17 protein-coding genes and 2 pseudogenes are annotated in these 20,771 nt (G+C 59.4%); 7 read left to right on the top strand and 12 right to left on the bottom strand.

Going from position 1 to position 20,771, the window contains the following annotated elements; translation table 11 throughout:
- Positions 1-56: 56 nt before the first annotated feature.
- The 4 genes and pseudogenes from HA48_RS16815 (at position 57) to flk (ending at position 4,134) form a co-directional block, all read left to right on the top strand.
- On the top strand, positions 57-1,022 hold the full coding sequence (locus HA48_RS16815) for a Bug family tripartite tricarboxylate transporter substrate binding protein (RefSeq protein ID WP_425270672.1): 966 nt from the start codon (positions 57-59) through the stop codon (positions 1,020-1,022).
- A gap of 11 nt (positions 1,023-1,033) precedes the next feature.
- Positions 1,034-1,465: a tripartite tricarboxylate transporter TctB family protein gene (locus HA48_RS16810; RefSeq protein ID WP_128602346.1), complete on the top strand. Its 432-nt coding sequence runs from the start codon at positions 1,034-1,036 to the stop codon at positions 1,463-1,465.
- A gap of 12 nt (positions 1,466-1,477) precedes the next feature.
- Complete coding sequence (locus tag HA48_RS16805; RefSeq protein ID WP_128602345.1) at positions 1,478-2,986, top strand: tripartite tricarboxylate transporter permease; 1,509 nt, start codon at positions 1,478-1,480, stop codon at positions 2,984-2,986.
- Between the two features lie 117 nt (positions 2,987-3,103).
- Positions 3,104-4,134 (top strand): annotated as a pseudogene (gene flk, locus HA48_RS16800) (flagella biosynthesis regulator Flk).
- A 1-nt stretch (position 4,135) separates the two neighbouring features.
- On the opposite strand, the pseudogene HA48_RS16795 reads toward flk, so the two are convergent.
- Positions 4,136-5,313: pseudogene (locus HA48_RS16795) on the bottom strand (arabinose transporter).
- Between the two features lie 220 nt (positions 5,314-5,533).
- The gene (fabB, locus tag HA48_RS16790; RefSeq protein WP_128602344.1) at positions 5,534-6,754 is read right to left on the bottom strand and encodes a beta-ketoacyl-ACP synthase I; all 1,221 of its coding nucleotides are present in this window, start codon (positions 6,752-6,754) and stop codon (positions 5,534-5,536) included.
- A 155-nt stretch (positions 6,755-6,909) separates the two neighbouring features.
- On the opposite strand from fabB, the gene mnmC reads away from it, so the two are divergent.
- On the top strand, positions 6,910-8,922 hold the full coding sequence (gene mnmC, locus HA48_RS16785) for a bifunctional tRNA (5-methylaminomethyl-2-thiouridine)(34)-methyltransferase MnmC2/FAD-dependent 5-carboxymethylaminomethyl-2-thiouridine(34) oxidoreductase MnmC1 (RefSeq protein ID WP_128602343.1): 2,013 nt from the start codon (positions 6,910-6,912) through the stop codon (positions 8,920-8,922).
- A 26-nt stretch (positions 8,923-8,948) separates the two neighbouring features.
- On the opposite strand, the gene HA48_RS16780 is transcribed toward mnmC, so the two are convergent.
- The 6 genes from HA48_RS16780 to prmB all read right to left on the bottom strand — a co-directional run bounded on the left by HA48_RS16780 (position 8,949) and on the right by prmB (position 13,581).
- Positions 8,949-9,230, bottom strand: a complete 282-nt coding sequence (locus tag HA48_RS16780) for a YfcL family protein (protein ID WP_128602342.1) — start codon at positions 9,228-9,230, stop codon at positions 8,949-8,951.
- A 32-nt stretch (positions 9,231-9,262) separates the two neighbouring features.
- Complete coding sequence (locus tag HA48_RS16775; protein WP_128602357.1) at positions 9,263-9,808, bottom strand: elongation factor P hydroxylase; 546 nt, start codon at positions 9,806-9,808, stop codon at positions 9,263-9,265.
- 68 nt (positions 9,809-9,876) lie between these two features.
- Positions 9,877-10,674 (bottom strand): sulfite exporter TauE/SafE family protein, encoded by a 798-nt coding sequence (locus HA48_RS16770; RefSeq protein ID WP_128602341.1) that lies wholly within the window; start codon positions 10,672-10,674, stop codon positions 9,877-9,879.
- A gap of 9 nt (positions 10,675-10,683) precedes the next feature.
- Entirely contained in the window at positions 10,684-11,508 is an 825-nt protein-coding gene (gene mepA, locus HA48_RS16765; protein WP_128602340.1) for a penicillin-insensitive murein endopeptidase, read from the bottom strand.
- 8 nt (positions 11,509-11,516) lie between these two features.
- Positions 11,517-12,602 (bottom strand): chorismate synthase, encoded by a 1,086-nt coding sequence (aroC, locus tag HA48_RS16760; protein WP_128602339.1) that lies wholly within the window; start codon positions 12,600-12,602, stop codon positions 11,517-11,519.
- Positions 12,603-12,648: 46 nt separating this feature from the next.
- Entirely contained in the window at positions 12,649-13,581 is a 933-nt protein-coding gene (gene prmB, locus HA48_RS16755) for a 50S ribosomal protein L3 N(5)-glutamine methyltransferase (protein ID WP_128602338.1), read from the bottom strand.
- Between the two features lie 154 nt (positions 13,582-13,735).
- On the opposite strand from prmB, the gene smrB reads away from it, so the two are divergent.
- On the top strand, positions 13,736-14,284 hold the full coding sequence (smrB, locus tag HA48_RS16750) for an endonuclease SmrB (protein ID WP_128602337.1): 549 nt from the start codon (positions 13,736-13,738) through the stop codon (positions 14,282-14,284).
- A 122-nt stretch (positions 14,285-14,406) separates the two neighbouring features.
- On the opposite strand, the gene sixA is transcribed toward smrB, so the two are convergent.
- The 4 genes from sixA to HA48_RS16730 form a co-directional block, all read right to left on the bottom strand.
- Positions 14,407-14,889 (bottom strand): phosphohistidine phosphatase SixA, encoded by a 483-nt coding sequence (sixA, locus tag HA48_RS16745; RefSeq protein ID WP_128602336.1) that lies wholly within the window; start codon positions 14,887-14,889, stop codon positions 14,407-14,409.
- Positions 14,890-15,084: 195 nt separating this feature from the next.
- Complete coding sequence (gene fadJ, locus HA48_RS16740; protein ID WP_128602335.1) at positions 15,085-17,214, bottom strand: fatty acid oxidation complex subunit alpha FadJ; 2,130 nt, start codon at positions 17,212-17,214, stop codon at positions 15,085-15,087.
- Positions 17,214-18,524, bottom strand: coding sequence for an acetyl-CoA C-acyltransferase FadI (gene fadI / locus HA48_RS16735; protein ID WP_128602334.1), 1,311 nt, complete (start codon positions 18,522-18,524; stop codon positions 17,214-17,216). The genes fadJ and fadI overlap by 1 nt, the downstream gene beginning before the upstream one ends.
- A gap of 165 nt (positions 18,525-18,689) precedes the next feature.
- Positions 18,690-18,986 (bottom strand): YfcZ/YiiS family protein, encoded by a 297-nt coding sequence (locus HA48_RS16730; RefSeq protein WP_128602333.1) that lies wholly within the window; start codon positions 18,984-18,986, stop codon positions 18,690-18,692.
- A 359-nt stretch (positions 18,987-19,345) separates the two neighbouring features.
- Between HA48_RS16730 and fadL the strand changes: the two genes are divergently transcribed.
- Positions 19,346-20,629: a long-chain fatty acid transporter FadL gene (gene fadL / locus HA48_RS16725; RefSeq protein ID WP_128602332.1), complete on the top strand. Its 1,284-nt coding sequence runs from the start codon at positions 19,346-19,348 to the stop codon at positions 20,627-20,629.
- Positions 20,630-20,771 lie beyond the last annotated feature (142 nt).

Genomic DNA, 20,771 nt, shown 5'->3' with positions numbered 1-20,771 from the left:
TGTTCGGTGGCAATCACACTCTGGAAGAATCAATGGAGCGACAGATGAAAAAAACCATGCGCACCGCCCTGGCCACAACCCTGCTGGCCTTATCGGTCTCCGCCGCGCACGCCGCTGCGCCAGAACGCACAGAATGCATTGCGCCGGCGAAACCCGGCGGCGGGTTCGATCTCACCTGTAAACTGATCCAGGTTTCACTGCAGGAGACCGGACAGATCACCTCACCGATGCGCGTCACCTATATGCCGGGTGGCGTGGGTGCCGTGGCCTATAACGCCATCATTGCGCAGCGCCCCGCCGAAGCAGGCACGCTGGTGGCCTTCTCCGGCGGGTCGCTGCTTAATCTGTCGCAGGGCAAGTTTGGTCGCTACTCGGTAGATGATGTGCGCTGGCTGGCCGCTATCGGCACCGACTACGGCATGGTCGCGGTACGTGCTGATGCGCCGTGGAAAACCCTTGGCGAACTGATGGAGGCTATGAAGAAAGATCCCACCAAAGTGGTGGTCGGTGCTGGCGCGTCGATTGGCAGCCAGGACTGGATGAAAACCGCGCTGCTGGCGCGTGAAGCCGGCATTGACCCGCGCAAGATGCGCTATGTGGCGTTTGAAGGCGGCGGTGAGCCGGTGACGGCACTGCTGGGCAATCACATTCAGGTGGTCTCCGGCGACATGAGTGAGATGGTGCCGCATCTGCAGAGCGGTAAGATGCGCGTGCTGGCGGTAATGAGCGACAAGCGTCTGCCGGGTGAGCTGGCCGCTATCCCGACCGCCAAAGAGCAGGGTTTTAACGTTAACTGGCCCATTATCCGTGGCTACTATCTCGGCCCTAAAGTCAGCGACGCTGATTATCAGTGGTGGGAAGAGGCCTTTAAAAAGCTGGTGGCCACTAAAGAGTTTGAGCAGCAGCGTAACCTGCGCGGCCTGTTTGAATTCAATATGTTCGGTAGCGAGCTGGATGCCTATGTGAAAAAACAGGTCGCCGACTACCGTGAGCAGGCGAAATCATTCGGACTGGCGAAGTAGCGGAGGCACCGATGAGCGATCGTATTTTTGCCGGTATCTGGCTGGTGCTGTGTATCGCCGGGTTATTTATCGCCTGGCAGATTCAGAGCGAATACAGCTACGAGCCGGTGGGCCCGCGCCCCTTCCCGATGCTGCTGCTCGGCCTGATGGCGATCTGCGCCGTCATGATGCTGCTGCGCAAGCCCGACACCATCCAGTGGCCTGTTGCCGCCACGCTGAAAAAATTGCTGACCATGTGCCTCATGCTGCTGGTATACGGCTGGCTGTTTGAGAGGCTGGGCTTTGCCATCTGCACCACGCTGCTCACCTTCGGTATTGGCCTGCTGTTTGGCGCGCGCTGGTGGGCAGCGGCGCTCTCTGGCGCCGTGATGGGCATTTCGCTGTTTTACGCGTTCGATCGCTTGCTGGACGTTACGTTGCCGGTCGGCAGCTGGTTGAGCTAACAGGAGTCACTCATGGATACCTGGTCTTTTCTGATGCAGGGTTTTGCCGTCGCCATGACGCCGGAAAACCTGATGATTGCCCTGATTGGCTGCTTTATTGGCACCATTGTCGGCCTGCTGCCGGGGCTCGGCCCGATCAACGGCGTAGCGATTCTGATGCCGCTGGCCTTTGCACTGCACCTGCCGGCGGAATCAGCACTGATTCTGCTGGCTACCGTCTATATCGGCTGTGAATATGGCGGGCGTATTTCGTCCATTCTGCTTAACGTACCGGGCGATGCCGGGGCGATCATGACCGCGCTGGATGGCTATCCGATGGCGCAGCAGGGCAAAGCCGGCGTGGCGCTCTCCATCTCCGCCGTCAGCTCATTTATTGGCTCGACGATCGCGATTATTGGCATCATTCTGTTTGCGCCCATTCTTGCCAACTGGTCGCTGGCGTTTGGTCCGGCCGAATACTTTGCGCTGATGGTGTTTGCGATCGCCTGTCTTGGCAGCATGATGAGCCACAACCCGCTGAAATCCTTCCTCGCCGCGCTGATTGGCTTAGGCATGGCCACGGTAGGCGTGGATGCCAATACCGGCGTCTACCGCTTTACCTTTGATAGCGTGCATCTGTCGGACGGCATTCAGTTCGTGGTGGTGGTGATTGGCCTGTTCTCGGTGAGCGAAATTCTGCTGATGCTGGAGTCCACCAGCAGCGGGCAGAAAATGGTACGCGCCAGCGGTCGCATGATGTTCAACATGAAAGAGGCGGCGCAGGCGACCGGCGCCACCCTGCGTGCATCGTTTATTGGCTTCTTTGTGGGCGTACTGCCCGGTGCGGGCGCCACCATTGCCAGCGCCATCGCTTACATGAGCGAGAAGAAGATCAGCGGCAGCGATCAGTTTGGTAAAGGCGATATTCGCGGCGTTGCGGCGCCCGAAGCGGCGAACAACGCCTCGGCCTGCGGATCGTTTATCCCGATGCTGACGCTCGGCATTCCCGGCTCCGGCACCACTGCCGTGATGGTCGGCGCGCTGACGCTCTACAACATCACGCCTGGCCCGGCGATGTTTACCGAACAGCCGGATATTGTCTGGGGCCTGATCGCGGCGCTGCTGATAGGCAACGTGATGCTGCTGATCATGAACATTCCGATGATCAATATCTTCGCGCGTATGCTGACCATTCCGCTGTGGTTCCTGGTACCGGCCATTGCCGCGATCTCTGCGGTGGGCGTTTACGCGGTACACAGCACCACCTTCGACCTGCTGCTGATGGTCGGGCTGGGGATTTTTGGTTATATCCTGCGTAAGATGGATTTTCCGATGTCACCGCTGATCCTTGGTTTTGTGCTGGGCGAAATGCTGGAGCAGAACCTGCGCCGCGCGCTGTCGATCAGTAACGGTAATCTGCCGATTTTGTGGGAGAGCCTGATCTGTAAAGTGCTGCTGGTGCTGGCGATAGCCGTACTGCTGGTGCCGCCGCTGTGGAAACGCTGGCGCCGCAAGCGCATGAAACTGGCCGCCGCAGAGTAGATCCCCTCTTATTGCGTTTCTCCTCATCGCCCCCGTGGATTTCCCGGGGGCTTTTGCTATCATATGCCATCTTTTTTCCGGCGCACCCGGATCTGACTCGTTTTCAAGGATTCCGCCATGCAACCTCTTAGCGGTCCCGGTGTGCCTGCGGGCGATCGTTCACCTCTTACCCACGCTTCTGACTCCACGCGCCTGGTGGCCCGGCGGGCGAGCAGCCGCTCTCCCCTGCCCAGCGCACCACGCTGGAGCGCCTCATTGTGCGCATTATGTCACTCAGCACGCTGAAAGCCCCCGAACTGTGGGCAGGCGTGCGCCATGAAGCGGGGGTGAAAAATGATGCTGAGCTGCAGTCGCGTCACTTCCCGGCGGCGGAACAGCATCTCAGCAGTCGCCTGACTCAGGTGCAGAACAGCCACGCCACGCGCCAGCTGTTACAGCAGCTGCTGGAGAAACTGCCACAGGGTAATAACCGGCAGGCCGTGAGCGATTTTATCCGCCAGCAGTTCAATCAGACGGTGCTGAGTGCGCTTTCGCAGGATCAGCTGCGTCAGGTACTGACCATGCTGCAGAACGGTCAGATGGCGATTCCGCAGCCGCAGCAGACGCGCACCACCGATCGCACCCTGCTACCCGCCGAACAGCAGACGCTGAATCAGCAGGTGACGCGCCTCGCCGCCGCGACCGGTGAATCACCGGTGAAAGTGCTGGCCGATGCGCTGAAGCTGGTGAATCTCAAGAGCGGCGATCCCGTTCCTTCGCGCCACTTCCCGCTGCTGACGCAATATTTACAGGTGCGCCAGACGCTGAGCCAGCACAGCGCGCCAACGTTACAGTTGCTGGAGAGCTCGCTGAAGCAGCCGCTGACGCACGATGAGCAGCGCCTGCTGGAGGATTACAGCCAGCAGCGCTTCCAGGCGACGCCACATACCACGCTTACGCCGGCACAGAGCCAGGATCTGCTGAATCTGCTGTTTAGCCGGCGCGTCGAGCGTAATCACGAAACGCCGCTGGCCGACAGCGCGCTGCGCCCGCAGCCCATCTGGTCGCCGTTTATCGACATCCTGCCCCGTCCGCTGGCACAGCGACCGGCCCTGACGCTGGTGCTCGGCCTGGCGCTGTTCTTCTTTTTACTCTGGCTGCTGGTGTAGTTCAGGCTGCTGTCGCGCTGCGCGCAAACGTCCAGGTAACGATAATGCCGAACGCGGCGCAGCAGGCCGCCGCGATATACACTGAGCCATAACCCAGCGCGGTCGCCAGCAAGCCGGTGAGCGGCCCGCTGGCACCGTACGCGATATCCTGAAACGCCGAGAAGCCGCCCAGCGCGGTGCCGCGCACCTGCGGTGAGACGCGCTTAATCACCTCTACCCCCAGCGCCGGAAGATCAGGGAACAGCCGCAGCCGGTCAGGGCTGCGCCCACCAACGCTGTACCGCCAGAGGGGGCAAAGGCCAGCAGCAGCAGCCCTGCCGCCTCCACCAGCAGTGAGACCAGCGCCACGGTAATACCGCCATGCCGATCCGGCAGACCGCCGAAGAGCAGCCGCACCATCACAAAGGCTATGCCGAAGGCGCTCAGGGCAAAACCGGCGTTGCCCCACTTCTCCGCCGTGAAATAGAGCGACGTAAAGGTACCGATCACCGCAAAGCCGACGCCCTGCAGCGCCAGCGCTACTCCCGGCTGAAAAATGGTTTTCACCACGCTCAATAAAGGCGGACGTTCGCCGCCGGAGACGGGCGTGGCGGTGATCCAGCCATTGAGCGCCAGCGCCAGCAGCGGCAGAAGCACGGCGACTGCGCTCAGCAGCGCGAAACCGCCCTGCTGATGCAGCAGCAAACCCAGCGGCGCGCCAGCCGCCAGCGATCCATAGATCGCCATGCCGTTCCACGACATCACCAGCCCGGATCGCTTCGGCCCGACTAACCCCATGCCCCAGGTAAGATTGCCGGTCAGCAGCAGGCTCTCGCCAAAACCCAGCAGTAGCCGGCCCAGCGCCAGCAAGGCGAACTTCGCTACCGGCGGCACCGGCAGCAGCGCGGCAGCCAGATACGCCACGCCCACCAGCGCAATAGCCATCATGCCGTGCCGGGTGGTGAGTTTAGCCCCGTGCCGATCGGCGCGGCGTCCGGCAAAGCTGCGCGTTAACAACGTGGCAAAGAACTGGATGCCCACCGCCGCACCCACCATCACATTGTTCATGCCAAGTTCCTGATGCACGTACAGCGGGATCACCGGTAGCGCCAGGCCGGCAGTGAGGTAAGTCAGAAAAACCGCGAAGGCGGCACAGGCTAACGGTAGCGTTGGTGACGCGTCAGAGGAAGTGGCGGCCATAGCTGAGGTCTCTCCTTGTTCCGTGGTTTTGCCCGGCAGATAGACAGCCAGTGCACGTTGCCGGCGTCAGCGCCGTAACGGGTTAATTAGTTCACATAAGGTGGAAATGGTGTATTTGTTTCGTCGGGCGATGGGAAGAGAGTGTAGGCGGGCTATGGGGAGAATGTCAAAACAACAGGGGCCGGATTAACCGGCCCCTGTACTACCTGATAGCAAGACGTTATGCCTGGTATTTACGCATCGTCAGCGTGGCGTTGGTGCCACCGAAACCGAAGCTGTTGGACATCACGGTAGTCAGCGCTTTTTCAGTCGGCTGCGTCACGATGTTCATGCCTTTACCGGCTTCATCCAGCTCTTCCACGTTGATGCTTGGCGCGATGAAGCTGTGCTCCAGCATCAGCAGCGAGTAGATCGCTTCCTGCACGCCCGCCGCACCCAGTGAGTGGCCGGTCATGGCTTTGGTCGCAGAGATGTACGGCGTGTTATCACCGAACACTTCGCGAATCGCACCCAGCTCTTTCACATCGCCTACTGGCGTTGAGGTACCGTGAGTGTTCAGGTAGTCGATAGGGGTATCCACGCCCTGCATCGCCATCTTCATGCAGCGCACGGCACCTTCACCGGATGGCGCAACCATGTCAGCACCGTCCGAGGTCGCGCCGTAGCCGACGATTTCAGCGTAGATGTGTGCACCACGCGCCAGCGCATGCTCCAGCTCTTCCACCACCACCATACCGCCGCCGCCAGCGATAACGAAACCATCACGGTTGGCATCATAGGTACGTGAAGCTTTTTCCGGTGACTCGTTATATTTGGTAGAGAGCGCGCCCATGGCATCAAACTCGCAGGCCATCTCCCAGCTCAGCTCTTCGCCGCCGCCGGCAAATACCACATCCTGTTTGCCCAGCTGAATCTGCTCAACCGCGTTACCGATGCAGTGTGCTGAGGTCGCACAGGCGGAGCTGATGGAGTAGTTTACGCCGTGGATTTTGAACGGCGTGGCCAGGCAGGCAGATACGCCGGACGCCATCGCTTTGGTCACAACGTAAGGGCCCACGCCTTTCAGGCCGCGAGGACCGCGCATGGCGTCTGCACCAAACACCTGATAACGTGGAGAGCCACCGCCGGAACCGGCAATCAGGCCAACGCGCGGGTTGCTCTGATACTGCTCGTCCGTCAGGCCAGAATCTTTGATCGCTTCGGCCATCGACAGATAAGCATAGATAGAGGCATCACTCATGAAACGCACGATTTTGCGATCGATGAGCCCGTTGGTATCCAGTTTGACGTTGCCCCATACATGACTGCGCATACCCGCTTCTTTCATCTCTTCAGAGAAAGTAATGCCGGAACGGCCTTCACGCAGAGAAGCCAGCACTTCTTGCTGGTTATTACCAATGCTGGAAACGATACCCAGGCCAGTAATCACTGCACGTTTCATTCAATAGTCCTCATTCCACATCTTTTGGATTGACGTGCACTCTAGCGTACAGTTGTAAGCCGAACAAGTCCGATCAGCCATTTCCCTTTGTAAATTTGCGTCATGTGACGGCACTCGCTAAAATCGCGCCACTGCCTGAAAAATGAGCCTTTCCCGTGAAGTTATCCCCGGTTGAACACGCACAATTAGACTGGAACGATCAGGGTACACCTGTTTCCCGAGCCTTCGACGACGTCTATTTCTCCAACGACAACGGTCTGGAGGAGACGCGCTATGTGTTCCTCCACGGTAACCAGATTCCGGCCCGTTTCAACGAACATACTCGCGATCTGTTTATTGTTGCCGAGAGCGGTTTTGGTACCGGCCTCAACTTCCTGACGCTGTGGCAGGCGTTTGATCGCTTCTGTGCCGATCATCCCACTGCCCTGCTGCAGCGCCTGCACTTTATCAGCTGTGAGAAATTTCCTTTGACCCGGGCCGATCTGGTGGCCGCCCATGCGCACTGGCCTGAGCTGGCACCCTGGGCAGCCCAGCTACAGCAGCAGTGGCCGGAGGCGCTGCCAGGGTGTCAGCGCGTGCTGTTTAACGACGGTAAAGTCACGCTTGATCTGTGGCTTGGCGATATTAACGCACTTATTCATACCTTTGATGACAGCCTGCACGCGCAGGTAGATGCCTGGTTTCTGGATGGGTTTGCCCCGGCAAAAAACCCGGAGATGTGGACGCCGGCGCTGTTCGCAGCCATGGCACGCCTGGCGCGTCCCGGCGGCACCTTCGCCACCTTTACCTCGGCTGGATTTGTGCGTCGCGGCCTGCAGGAGGCCGGCTTCACGGTGGCGAAACGCAAAGGCTTTGGCCATAAGCGTGAAATGCTTACCGGGGTGCTGGCGCAGCCGGTAGCGGCGCCGCATACGCAGCCGTGGTATGCACGTCCTCAGGCCAGCAGTCAGCAGGTGGCACTGATTGGCGGCGGCGTGGCGAGCGCGATGCTGGCGCTGGCGCTGCTGCGGCGCGGCTGGAGCGTCACGCTCTATTGCGCCGATGATGCGCCGGCGCTGGGCGCTTCCGGCAATCGGCAGGGCGCGCTCTATCCGTTGCTCAATCAGCACGACCCGGCGCTCTCCACCTTCTTCCCGGCGGCGTTCAGCTTTGCCCGGCGCCTTTACGATCGCCTGCCGGTGCTGTTTGAGCACCAGTGGAGCGGCGTGCTGCAGCTGGGCTGGGATACGAAAAGCGCCGAAAAAATTGCGCAAATGCTGACGATGGCGCTACCGCACACCCTTGCCCGGGGTGTGGATCCGCAGCAGGCTGAGCAGCTGGCAGGCGTGCCGCTGGGCGTGGGTGGCATCTTCTATCCGCAGGGCGGCTGGCTTTCGCCTTCGCAGCTCACCAGTAATGTGCTGGAGTATGCGCAAACGCTGGGGTTGCGCATACACTGGCTGCACCGCGTGACGCAGCTGGTCAGGCAGGAGGCGAGCTGGACGCTGCACTTTGCCGGGCAACCGTGCGCAGAGCACGCGCAGGTGGTGCTGGCAAACGGCCATGCGCTGCTGGATGTGGAACAGAGTCGCGACTTGCCGGTGTACGCGGTGGCAGGCCAGGTCAGCCATGTGCCGACCGGCCCGACGCTCGGCCAGCTCCGGACCGTGCTCTGTTATGACGGCTACCTGACGCCGGTCAGCCCGGATTTTGCCACCCACTGTATCGGCGCCAGCTATCATCGTGGCGAGACCGCCACCGCTTTCCGCAGTGACGATCAGCAGGAGAACCGCCAGCGGCTGATCGACTGCCTGCCGCAGGCGGAGTGGCCGCAGCAGGTGGATGTGAGCGAGAACGAGGCACGCATCGGTGTGCGCTGTGCCACACGCGATCACCTGCCCATGAGCGGCAGCGTGCCGGACTACGAGGCGACGCTGGCGCAATACGCGGACCTGGCGCAACAGCGCGCGCGCGGCGAAACGCCTGCCGCTGCGCCGGTGCATCGGGGCTTGTTTGTACTCGGTGCATTGGGTTCACGCGGGCTGTGCAGCGCGCCCCTGGCCGCCGAGGTGCTGGCAGCGCAGATGAGTGGCGAACCGCAGCCGCTGGATGCCGCCACATTAGCGGCGATGCACCCTAATCGTTACTGGGTACGCAAACTGCTGAAGGGCAAAAAGGCGGGACGTTAAGAGACGGGGCGCAGCGCCCCGTGATGTCAGGCGGTCTGACGCGCCTGCTGGAACAGGTTATCCCACATTCCTACCACCAGCGCCTGATCGCGCGGTGAGAGCTCACCCGCTGCAATCGCGTTTTGCAGGCTGTTGGCGACCTGGATCTGCAGCGCTTCCGGCGTATGTTCACCGCTCAGCTCAATTTCCGCTACCGCCAGCGTCAGGTGGCCGCGCAGATAACCGCTGGCAAACAGCTCGTCGTCGCTGGCGTGCTCGACCATATCGTCAATCAGGGCCAGAATGCGGGACTCGAATTCTACGATCATCTCTCTTTATCCTTTCATTATGCGCAGGCGAATTACATCTCTTCCGGCCAGGGAAACTGGGCCGCCGTTAACGCTGGCGTGCCGTAATAGTCTGCTAAAGCCGCAATAAACCGTGCCGGACGCGCCGGGATGCCCTGCTCCAGATAACACATCACCTGCGCATGTACCTTGCGCTGAAACGCGATGCGATCGGGCTCACAATCGCCCTCGAGATTGTCACAGCTGACGTTAAAGGGGAAGCCTGCGGCGACGCAGAACAGCCACTCCAGCGCCTGAGGTTTGATCTCGACTGATTCAAACTGGCTTTGTGTTTGTGCATCACGCCCGTCCGGGCAGTACCAGTAACCAAAATCCACCAGCTTGCGGCGTGCCTCACCGGCTATACACCAGTGCGAAATCTCGTGCAGCGCGCTGGCATAGAAACCATGAGCAAACACCACGCGGTGCCACGGCGACGTGTCATCCGCTGGAAGATAGATAGGTTCATCATCGCCTTTAATTAGACGGGTCTGAAAATCGTCAGCAAAGCAGCCATCAAAAATGTCCACCAGCTGCTGATAGTGGTGTTCTGTACTCATCATATTTTAATCTTTAAAAAAAACCGGCGCTATTGTCGCACCGGCCGCAGCTTTTGACGAGCACCGCGTTACAGTGCGGCAAACCATGCAAGGATGACGCTGCCGTGGCTGTCCCACAAAAGTTTAGCGCTCATCACGGCAGAGACGGTGACTACCATCGGACGAATCAGCTTCTGACCCCGGCTCAGCACCAGTCTGGCGCCGAGACGCGCACCGATAAATGCCCCCAGCAGCATGACGACGCCGGTGCCCCACACCACTTTCCCGCCGAACATAAAGAACAGCAGGCTGGCAAGATTTGAGGTGAAATTTAGGATTTTGGCGTGTGCGGTTGCCTTTGCCAGATTGAAGCCGCATAGCGTGACGAATGCCAGCGCATAGAAAGAGCCGGCGCCGGGACCGAAGAAGCCGTCATAAAAGCCGACGCAGCCTCCTCCGATGAGCGCAAAAGGCAGGCCGCGCAGCCGGTGCTCGCGATCGGCCTCGCCGAGACGCGGCATCAGCAGGAACCATAGCCCGATACTGATCAGCAGCAGCGGCAGGATCTGACGCAGGATATCAGCCTGGATGTGCTGAATCAGCAGCGTGCCGCCAATCGCCCCGAGAAACGTCATGGCGATGTTCAGCTTCTGCTCGCGCAGATTTACCGCGCCGCGCCGGATGAAATAGAGACTGGCGGAGAAGGAGCCGCCGACCGATTGCAACTTGTTGGTCGCCAGCGCCTGCGCGGGAGAGAGTCCCGCCGCTAATAACGAGGGGACGGTGAGTAAACCGCCGCCGCCGGCGATGGAGTCGATAAATGCCGCCAGCACCGCCACCAGGAACAGCACGCCGAGGACCAGCGGGCCGACAACAAAAAGATCCATCTCAGCTTCCTATAGTAGATGCTTATCAAGCAGCGCCTGGCAGGACGGTGGCAACGGCGGCGGCGCCTTTTTCACCGGTGCTGTCGCACCCGGCTTCTTCGGCAGGAACCAGCTCTCCAGTTCAGCCCCACAGCCATCGCCAGGCGGCGGTGCCGCCTGGTCTTCACACTCCAGACTGCCCGGCGGACAACGCAGCCGCACGTGCATGTGCGCGCGATGCGCAAACCACGGGCGCACTTTATTGAGCCAGGCGCGATCGCTGCCGGCATCGGCACACAGCTGCTTTTTAATCGCCGGATTGACGAAGATACGCGTGACATCATCATCTTTCGCCGCCAGCTTAATCAGGCTGTCGATCTGCGGCTGCCAGTGACGCGCAATGACCTGCTTATCATCCGGTGCGACTAAATCGAGAGGCTGCGGCTTCAGTAGCTGCTGCGCCGTCCAGCGGGTTTGCGGCAGCTGAAGCCAGATATCAACGTCAAGGCCGGTCTGGTGGCTGGCGTGCCCGCTGCTGAAACGGCCTCCGGCCGCCATGCCCATGTCACCAATCAGCACCTGCCCCAGCTGCAGCTGATGCACCTGAATACTGAGGCGCTGAATAAAGGCAATGAGATCGGGATGCCCGTAATAACGGCGCTGATCCTGGCGCATGACCTGATAGTTGGGCGAGTTGAGCGGCAACTGCTGTGCGCCGACAATACAGCCATTGGCGAAGCCGCCAATGGATTGCGGGCTGCCGGCTATCGGCTGATGAATTTGCTGCCACGGCGTGGCGGCAACGGCCGCCGCACTGCATAACAGCGCGGCAAGGGTCACGATCAGGCGGCGCATCACCGGGCTCACCAGCGCGGCACGGTGCTGTTGACGTCGGCGTTTTGTCCACGCTGACGCAGCAGGTGATCCATCAGGACAATCGCCATCATCGCTTCGGCAATCGGCACGGCACGGATACCCACGCAGGGATCGTGACGCCCTTTGGTGATCATCTCCACCTCTTCACCGGCACGGGTGATGGTCTGCCCCGGCACGGTAATGCTGGAGGTCGGTTTCATGGCCAGATTGGCACTGATGGTCTGGCCGCTGCTGATGCCGCCCAGAATCCCGCCCGCATGGTTGCTGCGGAAGCCGTCGGCACGGATCTCATCACGGTGCTGGCTGCCACGCTGATTAACGACCGCAAAGCCGTCGCCGATCTCCACGCCTTTTACCGCGTTAATGCTCATCAGCGCATGTGCAAGGTCTGCATCCAGACGATCAAACACCGGCTCACCAAGGCCTGGCGGCACGTTCTCTGCCATGACGGTCACTTTTGCGCCGATGGAGTCGCCCTCTTTTTTCAGGCCGCGCATCAGTTCGTCCAGCGCATCCAGTTTTGATGCATCCGGGCAGAAGAAGGGGTTCTCCTCGACTATGCTCCAGTCCTTCAGCTCACAGGCCACATCGCCAATCTGCGCCAGATAGCCGCGCACCACGACACCGTGTTTCATCTGCAGGTATTTCTTGGCGATCGCGCCGGCCGCCACGCGCATCGCGGTTTCACGCGCTGATGAGCGACCACCGCCGCGATAGTCACGCAGGCCGTACTTCTGCTCGTAGGTGTAATCAGCATGGCCGGGACGAAACAGATCTTTAATGGCACCGTAATCCTGCGAGCGCTGGTCGGTGTTCTCAATCAGCAGGCCGATGGAGGTGCCGGTGGTGACGCCTTCAAACACGCCGGACAAAATCTTCACCTGATCCGGCTCGCGGCGCTGGGTGGTATAGCGCGACGTACCGGGACGACGACGATCGAGATCGTGTTGAATATCGGCTTCGGTGAGGGGAATACCGGGCGGCACGCCATCAACAATGCAGCCGAGCGCAATACCGTGCGACTCGCCAAAGGTGGTTACGCGAAAAAGTTGTCCGATGCTATTTCCGGCCATGGTGGTTCCTTGTTGCGATGTTGCGGGCGAGCGCTCGCCCCGATTTTTAGTCTTTATAGAAGGAGAAGTGGTGCTGCGCCGCGACAATCTGCTCGCGCGTCAGCATAAACACGCCGTCACCGCCGTTATCAAACTCCAGCCAGGTAAACGGCACGTCCGGATATTGATCGATCATGTGCACCATGCTGTTACCCACTTCGCAAATCAGTACGCCCTGCTCGCTGAGGTAATCCGGCGCGCAGGCCAGAATGCGGCGCACCAGCTTCAGGCCGTCGCTGCCTGCCGCCAGACCCAGCTCCGGCTCGTGACGGTACTCGTTTGGCAGATCGTCCATGTCTTCAGCATCCACATAGGGTGGATTGGTGACGATCAGGTCATATTTTACCGGCGGTAAATTGCGGAACAGATCGGCGCGAATCGGCGTGACGTGGTGCAGCAGGCCGTGCTCTTCAATGTTTTGCTCGGCAACGGCCAGTGCGTCAGTGGAGATATCCACGGCGTCCACTTCTGCTTCCGGGAAGGCGTAAGCGCAGGCAATGGCAATGCAGCCGCTGCCGGTGCACATATCAAGGATATGGTTTGGCTGCTGGCTAATCAGGCCGGCAAAGCGATTTTCAATCAGTTCGCCAATCGGTGAGCGCGGCACCAGCACGCGCTCATCAACGTAAAATTCGTGGCCGCAGAACCAGGCTTTATGGGTGAGATACGCCACCGGGATGCGCTCATTGACGCGGCGAATCACGCGTTCAACGATCAGGTGACGCTCGCTGGCGGTCAGGCGCGCATGGCGCATATCTTCCGGAATATCCAGCGGCAGCCAGAGCGTAGGCAGAACCAGTTGGACCGCTTCGTCCCAGGGATTGTCCGTGCCGTGGCCGTACCAGATGCCTGCCGCAGAGAAACGGCTTACTGCCCAGCGCAGCATATCCTGAATGGTGTGCAGCTCGTTCACTGCCTCATCGACGAAAATCTTGTCCACGTAGCCCTCCGCAGGCCATAAAATCAATCGGCCGATAGTGTGCCACGAAGCCGGGCAGAATTCAGCGCAGCGAGGTGAAAAAGCTGACATTTGTTGACGCTTAACGGTAAGGTAGCTTCCCGGTATCCCGCCATTTCTGACAATTTATTGAGCCATGAGTAAAAAGACGCCGCTAAGCCAGGACGATCAGGCGCTGTTCCGCCAGTTAATGACCGGTACGCGCAAACTGAAACAGGACACCATCGTACATAAACCGGTGGTGAAAACCCGCGAAGTGCCGCTGAAACGGCTGCTTTCCGAGCAGGCCGATAACAGTCATTACTTCTCTGACGAGTTCCAGCCGCTGCTCTCCAGCGAAGGGCCGACGCGATACGTGCGTACTGACGTGAGCCACTATGAGCTGAAGAAACTCCGCCGTGGCGACTACACGCCGGAGATTTTTCTCGATCTGCATGGGTTAACGCAGCAGCAGGCGAAACAGGAGCTGGGCGCGCTGATTGCGGCGTGCCGGCGCGAACACATCTTCTGCGCCAGCGTCATGACCGGACACGGCAAGCATATCCTCAAGCAGCAGACGCCGTTATGGCTGGCGCAGCACCCGCATGTGATGGCCTTTCATCAGGCGCCAAAGCTGTTTGGCGGCGATGCCGCACTGCTGGTGCTGATTGAAGTTGAAGAGTGGCAGCCGCCGGAATTACCCTGATTACCCTTGATCGTTCAGGACATGGCGTTCAGAAGAGAGAGGCCGGAAGCGCAGGGAATACCGTTCCGGGATAAAGGCGCGCAGCTCAGGTTGCTGCGGCCTCAGTCTGGCAAAGGAGATGATCAGATGGCTTTGGCCAGTTTTGACGGGCTGACCTGCCACTCCAGCTTACCTTCACAGGCATCGGCATCAAAATTCACTGACGCGATAGCAGAGGTAGCAAACATGGGCGGCGCTTCGTGCGGGCACAGTTCAGAAACCAGATAGCCCACCAGCGGCAGATGCGAAATCACCAGCACCGCGTGTACCCCCTGGATAGCCAGCGCCTGTAAATGGCAGGCTACCATGCCCGGGTCGCCGCCTGGCGTAAGTTCCGGTAGCACCTCCTGCCCTTCAGGCAGTTTAAGCGCTTCACGTACCGTTGCGAGCGTTTGCCCGGCACGCAGATAAGGGCTAACCAGCACCTTATCGATCTCTGGCGTCTTGCTGTTGAGCCAGCTCGCCATCTGGCGTGATTCGTCGCAACCGCAGAGCGTAAGAGGACGAACCGCATCACTCGCTGCTTCCAGAGCCGCGTCGCCATGACGCATGATAAAAACTTGCATAAAGCACCGCTGTTGTTAGTCGATATCGTCAGGTAACACAGTACCAGACGCTTCATTCTGCGAATGAACGCTGTGTTTTACCGCAATGGCTTCAGTATAGTCAACCGGTTGTTTATTAAATAGGCATATCTCAGAATGGTGCCGCGCCAGACGCTGCGCGCCCCCCTTTCTAACCCGCTGAATCCGTGCGGCTATTCATGAATGTGCAGAAGTGTAAAAATTCGTTTTGCCTTCCGCCATCGCCAGCAGCGTCTCACACGGGGTAAAACGATCGCCATACTGCTGCACCAACGCCCGCAACGTTGTCACAATGTCTGCTGCGCCCCGCCGATCGATATAGCGGAACGGCCCGCCGAGAAAAGGGGGGAAACCGATACCGAACACCGCAGCAAGATCGCCGTCACGCGCGCTGCGCACCACCGCTTCATCCAGACAGCGCGCCGCCTCATTCAGCATCATCATGACGCAGCGCGTGGCGATCTGCTCCCCGCTCTGCTTCACCTGCGGCTTAAGCTGCAGCAGTGTGTAAAGTGACTTATCGGCTTTACGTTTGCCCGGCCAGCGCGACGACGTATAAAGATAGAAGCCTTTACGATTTTTGCGCCCTTTGCGCTCATCCGCCAGGATAGCGCTAACCGCCTCCGGCGCGCTGAAACGTGATCCGTAAGCCTGCTGCAGGATCGGGCTGATTTTGCTGCCCACATCAATGCCTACCTCATCCAGTAACTGCAACGGCCCCACCGGGAAACCAAACTTCACCAGCGCCTGGTCAATATGCTCAATCGGTTCGCCCTCCAGCAGGCAGCGCACCGCTTCATTGAGATAGGGCGCCAGGATACGGTTCACGTAGAAGCCCGGGCGATCGGCCACCACGACAGCCGTTTTGCCCTGCTGACGCGCCAGCTGCACCGTGGTTGCCAGCGTTTGCGCTGACGTACCGGCATGCGGAATGACCTCCACCAGCGGCATTTTATCCACCGGACTAAAGTAGTGCAGGCCAATCACGTTCTCTGGTCGCTGCGCTTTTGCGGCGATATCCGCGATCGGCAGTGAGGAGGTGTTGGAGGCGAAGATGGTGTGTGGCTGACAGTGGTGCTCAATCTCTGCCACCATCTGCTGCTTCAGCGCCAGATCTTCAAATACCGCCTCAATCACCAGATCGCGCTGGCTGAAGCCGTGATAATCCGTCCCCCCGCTGATACGCGTCATCTGCTGCTGGCGCTCTGCGGCTTTCAGCTGGCGCCGCTGAACCTTTTTACTCAGCAGGTCCCAGCTGTACTGCAGGGCATGATTGACGCCGCTGAGCTGGATGTCTTTGATGCGCACCGGCAAACCCGCCTTCAGCGCAGTGACGCTGGCGATACCGCCGCCCATCAGCCCGCCGCCCAGTACGCCAATCTTACGCAGGTCACGCGGTTCGGCCTCCGCCACGGCCTCTCTCTTTAGCGCGGTGGAAGCAAAAAACAGGCTGCGCAGCGCGGCCGATTCAGGCGTCATCGCCAGTTGACCAAACGCACGGGCTTCGGCCGCATGCCCGGCACTGCTGCCCTGCTCCAGCCCGGTGCGTACCACCTGCAGAATCCGATCGGTGGCGGGATAGTTGCCCTGGGTTTTGCGCGCGGTCTGGCGTTGTGCCAGCGCAAACAGCAGCGGGCGTCCAGCCGGACCCTGCATCAGCCGATCGCGACGCGACAGTTCACGCGTCGTTCGCCCTCCTTTATGGACACGCGCAATCGCCGTCTCCAGCAAAATTGACTGTGGCACCGCATCATCCACGATGCCGAGCTTTAATGCCTGCTTTGCGCGCAGCTGCTTGCCGGAGAGGATCAGCGGCAGCGCCTGCTGCACGCCAATCAGACGCGGCAATCGCTGGGTGCCGCCCGAGCCTGGCAGCAGGCCAAGCTGCACTTCCGGCAGGCCGAGGCGGGTTTTATCATCCAGCGAGCAGATACGCGCGCTACAGGCCAGCGCCAGCTCCAGCCCGCCGCCCAGACAGGCACCGTGAATCGCAGCCACCACCGGGAACGGCAGCGCGGCGATCTCCGCCATGACCTCCTGCCCCTGTTTTGCCAGCGCCTCCGCTTCTGCAGCGGTCTGGCACCGGTCAATCATGCTGATATCCGCGCCGGCCACAAAGTTATCGCTTTTGCCGGAGATCAGAACCAGCCCGGCCAGGCGGGAATTGCTGCGCGCTTCTGCCAGCACCGCTTTAATCTGCGGTACAAATTCGGCTTTTAGCGTGTTCATCTTCTCGCCCGGAACATCAATGGTGATCACACCCACATGGTCGAGGCGCATCTGTAAATGGAATGCAGATTCGCTCATTATTCGGCCTCCAGAACCATTGCACTGCCCAATCCGCCGGCTGCACATGCCGTCACCAGCCCTAATCCGCCGCCGCGCCGCCGCAGCTCATGCAGCGTTTGCGTGATCATCCGTGCGCCGGTAGCGGCAAACGGATGCCCGTACGCAATCGAGCCGCCCAGTACATTAAACCGCTCCTCATTAACGTCACCCAGCGCATGCGGGCGATTCAGCACCTCACGCGCGAAGCGCTCATCGCGGAACATCTTCAGGTTGGCCAGCGTCTGCGCGGCGAAAGCCTCATGCATGTCAATCAGGGTTAAATCGTTGAGGGTAATGCCGGCACGGTCCAGCGCCAGCGGCGATGCATAAGCGGGTCCGAGCAGCATATCCTGCCAGACATCAATGGCGGTGAAGGCGTAGCTGCGCAGATAGCCGAGTGGCGTGATCCCCAGCTCGCGCGCACGACCTTCGCGCATCAGAATCACGGCCGCCGCACCATCGGTCAGCGGCGTGCTATTGGCGGCGGTCACTGAGCCGTGGCGGCGATCAAAGGCCGGGCGCAGCTTCGCGTAGTCCGCCGCGCTGGCGTTGAACCGAATGTTGTTATCCTGCTCAACCGGCGCTCGCCACGGCGGCACAAACGCGGGCATCACCTCCTGCGCCAGTACGCCGGACTGCCACGCCTGTGCGGCACGCTGGTGTGAACGCAGCGCCAGCGCATCCTGCTGCTCCCGCGTGATGCCGTGCGACTTCGCCATCTGCTCTGCGGTATCGCCCATGCGCAGACCGGTAGAGTACTCGGCCACCGCAGGCGGCACGGGCAGCAGGTCGCGCGGGCGCAGGCGCCGCAGGATCTGCCACTTTTTGCCCATGCTGCGCGCCTTATTGAGATCAACCAGCGCGCGCGCCAGCGTTTTACTGACGCCAATCGGCAGCACAGACGAGGAGTCCGCCCCTCCTGCAATGCCGCAGTCAATGGTGCCGGCCATCATGCTCTCCGCAACATTGGCCACCGCCTGAAAACTGGTGGCACAGGCGCGGCTGACGCTGTAAGCATCGGTGTGCACGCTCAGGCCACTGCTCAGAACAATTTCACGTGCGATATTGGGCGCTTCCGGCATCTGTACCACCTGGCCAAACACCAGCTGATCGATAACCTCTGCCGGCAACTCGCTGCGCGCCATCAATTCGGCAATCAGCATCCGCCCAAGCTCCAGCGCCGGAATGCCGTGAAAATCGCTCGCCTGACGGGCAAACGGGGTGCGAAGTCCGTGAGTGATGGCGATACGTTCGCCCTGACGCGTCAGCAGCGGCTGCGCTTTGCTCATTGCATTCACCTGTAATTGATGACCTGAGCATCATTGCTCAACAGGTCTGACCTGATCCAGTGTTAACCAGGTGGCGTCAGGCCGCCAATGGCGGAAGGGAAAAAGTGCGAGGAGAAACACGAAAATGAATTAACGCTGCCGAAAGGGCTTCCGGCAGCGTCGGGTTTAGCGTAGGCCGAGCTGGAAAATCAGGGTCTCCGCCTGGCAGGCAAAAGTAAATGTCACATTAAGGCGCACTTCTGTGCCTTCTGGCGTAATATCGGCGCGGATATCACAGGGATCAGACTCGACGTCACGGGCTTTTTGCGTCAGCTGCTGCAGCATCGCTTCCGCAGCCGGACGATCGGCAAATACCCCTGACCAGCTCGCCGTGCAATCGCTGTTATCCATGACGGTGCCGACATCGACACAGCAACAGGCGGCCGTTTCGGTAGCGCTACAGTTTCTGATGGCATCACTCATGCTTTTCTCCTGACGATAACTCAACACAATCGGATCATTTTCTGCTGCAAAGTGTACGCCTGAAGCGCGCTTCCCTCTATCATTTGCCCGCTAAGTGACGAATATCACAATAAAATTTGATCCAAAACAAATTTGACCCCGTATGCTGCAACCGAAGCGCAAGGATTTTGTTAAGCAGATCTGATTTTATCGATCAAATCAGAAATATTTAAAAAACATTATTGCAACAAATACACAGGTCGGACCTATACTCGTCGCACTGGTCTGATATGTGTCTTTGTCGTCAGTCCCTACAATCCGCCGTCCTTTGTTACGCGACGTAACTACGTTTAATAATAAATTTAGATGAGGTTGTGGTCATGAACCATAAGAACCTGTTTGCAAAGTCAGCTGTGGCAGCTGCTGTGGCGCTCGTCTCTTCCCATGTTTACGCCGCAGGCTTTCAACTTAACGAATTTTCCTCGATTGGCTTAGGTCGTGCTTACTCCGGTGAAGGCGCAATGGGTGATACCGCCGCCTCTGCCAGCCGCAACCCGGCAACCATGGCGCTTATGGATCGCCCCTCTTTCTCTATCGGTGCGGTATATATCGATCCTGAAGTGGATATCAGCGGTCAGAGCCCTACCGGCAACAGCCTCAACGCTAAAAATATTGCGCCAAACCAGTGGATTCCTAACATCCATTACGTTCATCCGATCAACGATCAATGGTGGGTCGGCGCATCAGCGACATCCAATTACGGACTGGCGACGGAATTTAATAACGGCTACACCGCAGGGGGTTTTGGCGGTAAAACCGATCTGATGACCGGCAACTTTAATCTGAGTACGGCATATCGCCTGAACGAACATTTCAGCTTCGGCGTGGGCTTTGATGCAGTCTACGCGAAAGCAAAAATTGAGCGCTATGCGGGCGAAGCGGGTGCCCGTGCCGGCTTACCGGCAGACACTCAGGTGGCCCATCTTAAAGGTGACGAGTGGGGCTACGGCTGGAACGCCGGTATCCTGTATGAGGTGGATAAAGATAACCGCTTCGGCTTTACCTATCGCTCAGAAGTGAAGATCGATTTCGATGGCGATTATAAGAGCAACATCCCGGCCGCCTTTAACGGCACGCCACAGGCGATTGCGCTTGGCCTGCCTTACGGCACCAGCGGTGCAACCATCCCGGGCGCCCTGACGCTGAATCTGCCTGAGATGTGGGAGCTGTCCGGCTGGCACAAAGTTGCACCACAATGGGCCGTGCACTACAGCCTGGCGTACACCAGCTGGAGCCAGTTCCAGGAGCTGAAAGCGACCGGCAGCAATGGCCAGACGCTGTTCTATAAAGATGAAGGCTTTAAAGATGCCTACCGTATCGCGCTGGGTACCACTTACTTCTATGACGATAACTGGACGTTCCGTACCGGTATCGCCTTCGATGACAGCCCGGTTCCCGCCGATAAACGTTCGATCTCGATCCCGGATCAGGATCGTCTGTGGCTAAGCGCGGGTGCCTCTTATGCGTTTAACCAGGATGCTTCGGTAGACGTTGGCGTCTCTTATATGCATGGTCAGCATGTGACCGTCCAGGAAGGCCCTTATACCTTCAATTCAGAAGGGAAAGCGTGGCTGTACGGCGCGAACTTTAACTATAAGTTCTGATGGCTGGCTGGCGGCCCTGCGGGTCGCCACGCCAAAGTTAAAGGCATCAGCTGTTGAGAAACAGATTTGCCAAGCCAGCAGGTTGCCGTTCCGAAAGTTAAAAGGGGTCCAGGCCCTTATAAACAGCGGTACCGATAGTTAA

The sequence above is a fragment of the Pantoea wallisii genome (assembly GCF_002095485.1).
In the GTDB taxonomy this organism is placed as follows: domain Bacteria; phylum Pseudomonadota; class Gammaproteobacteria; order Enterobacterales; family Enterobacteriaceae; genus Pantoea; species Pantoea wallisii.
The sequence above is the reverse complement of the archived record's forward strand: the minus strand, read 5'-3'. Positions and strand labels throughout refer to the sequence as shown.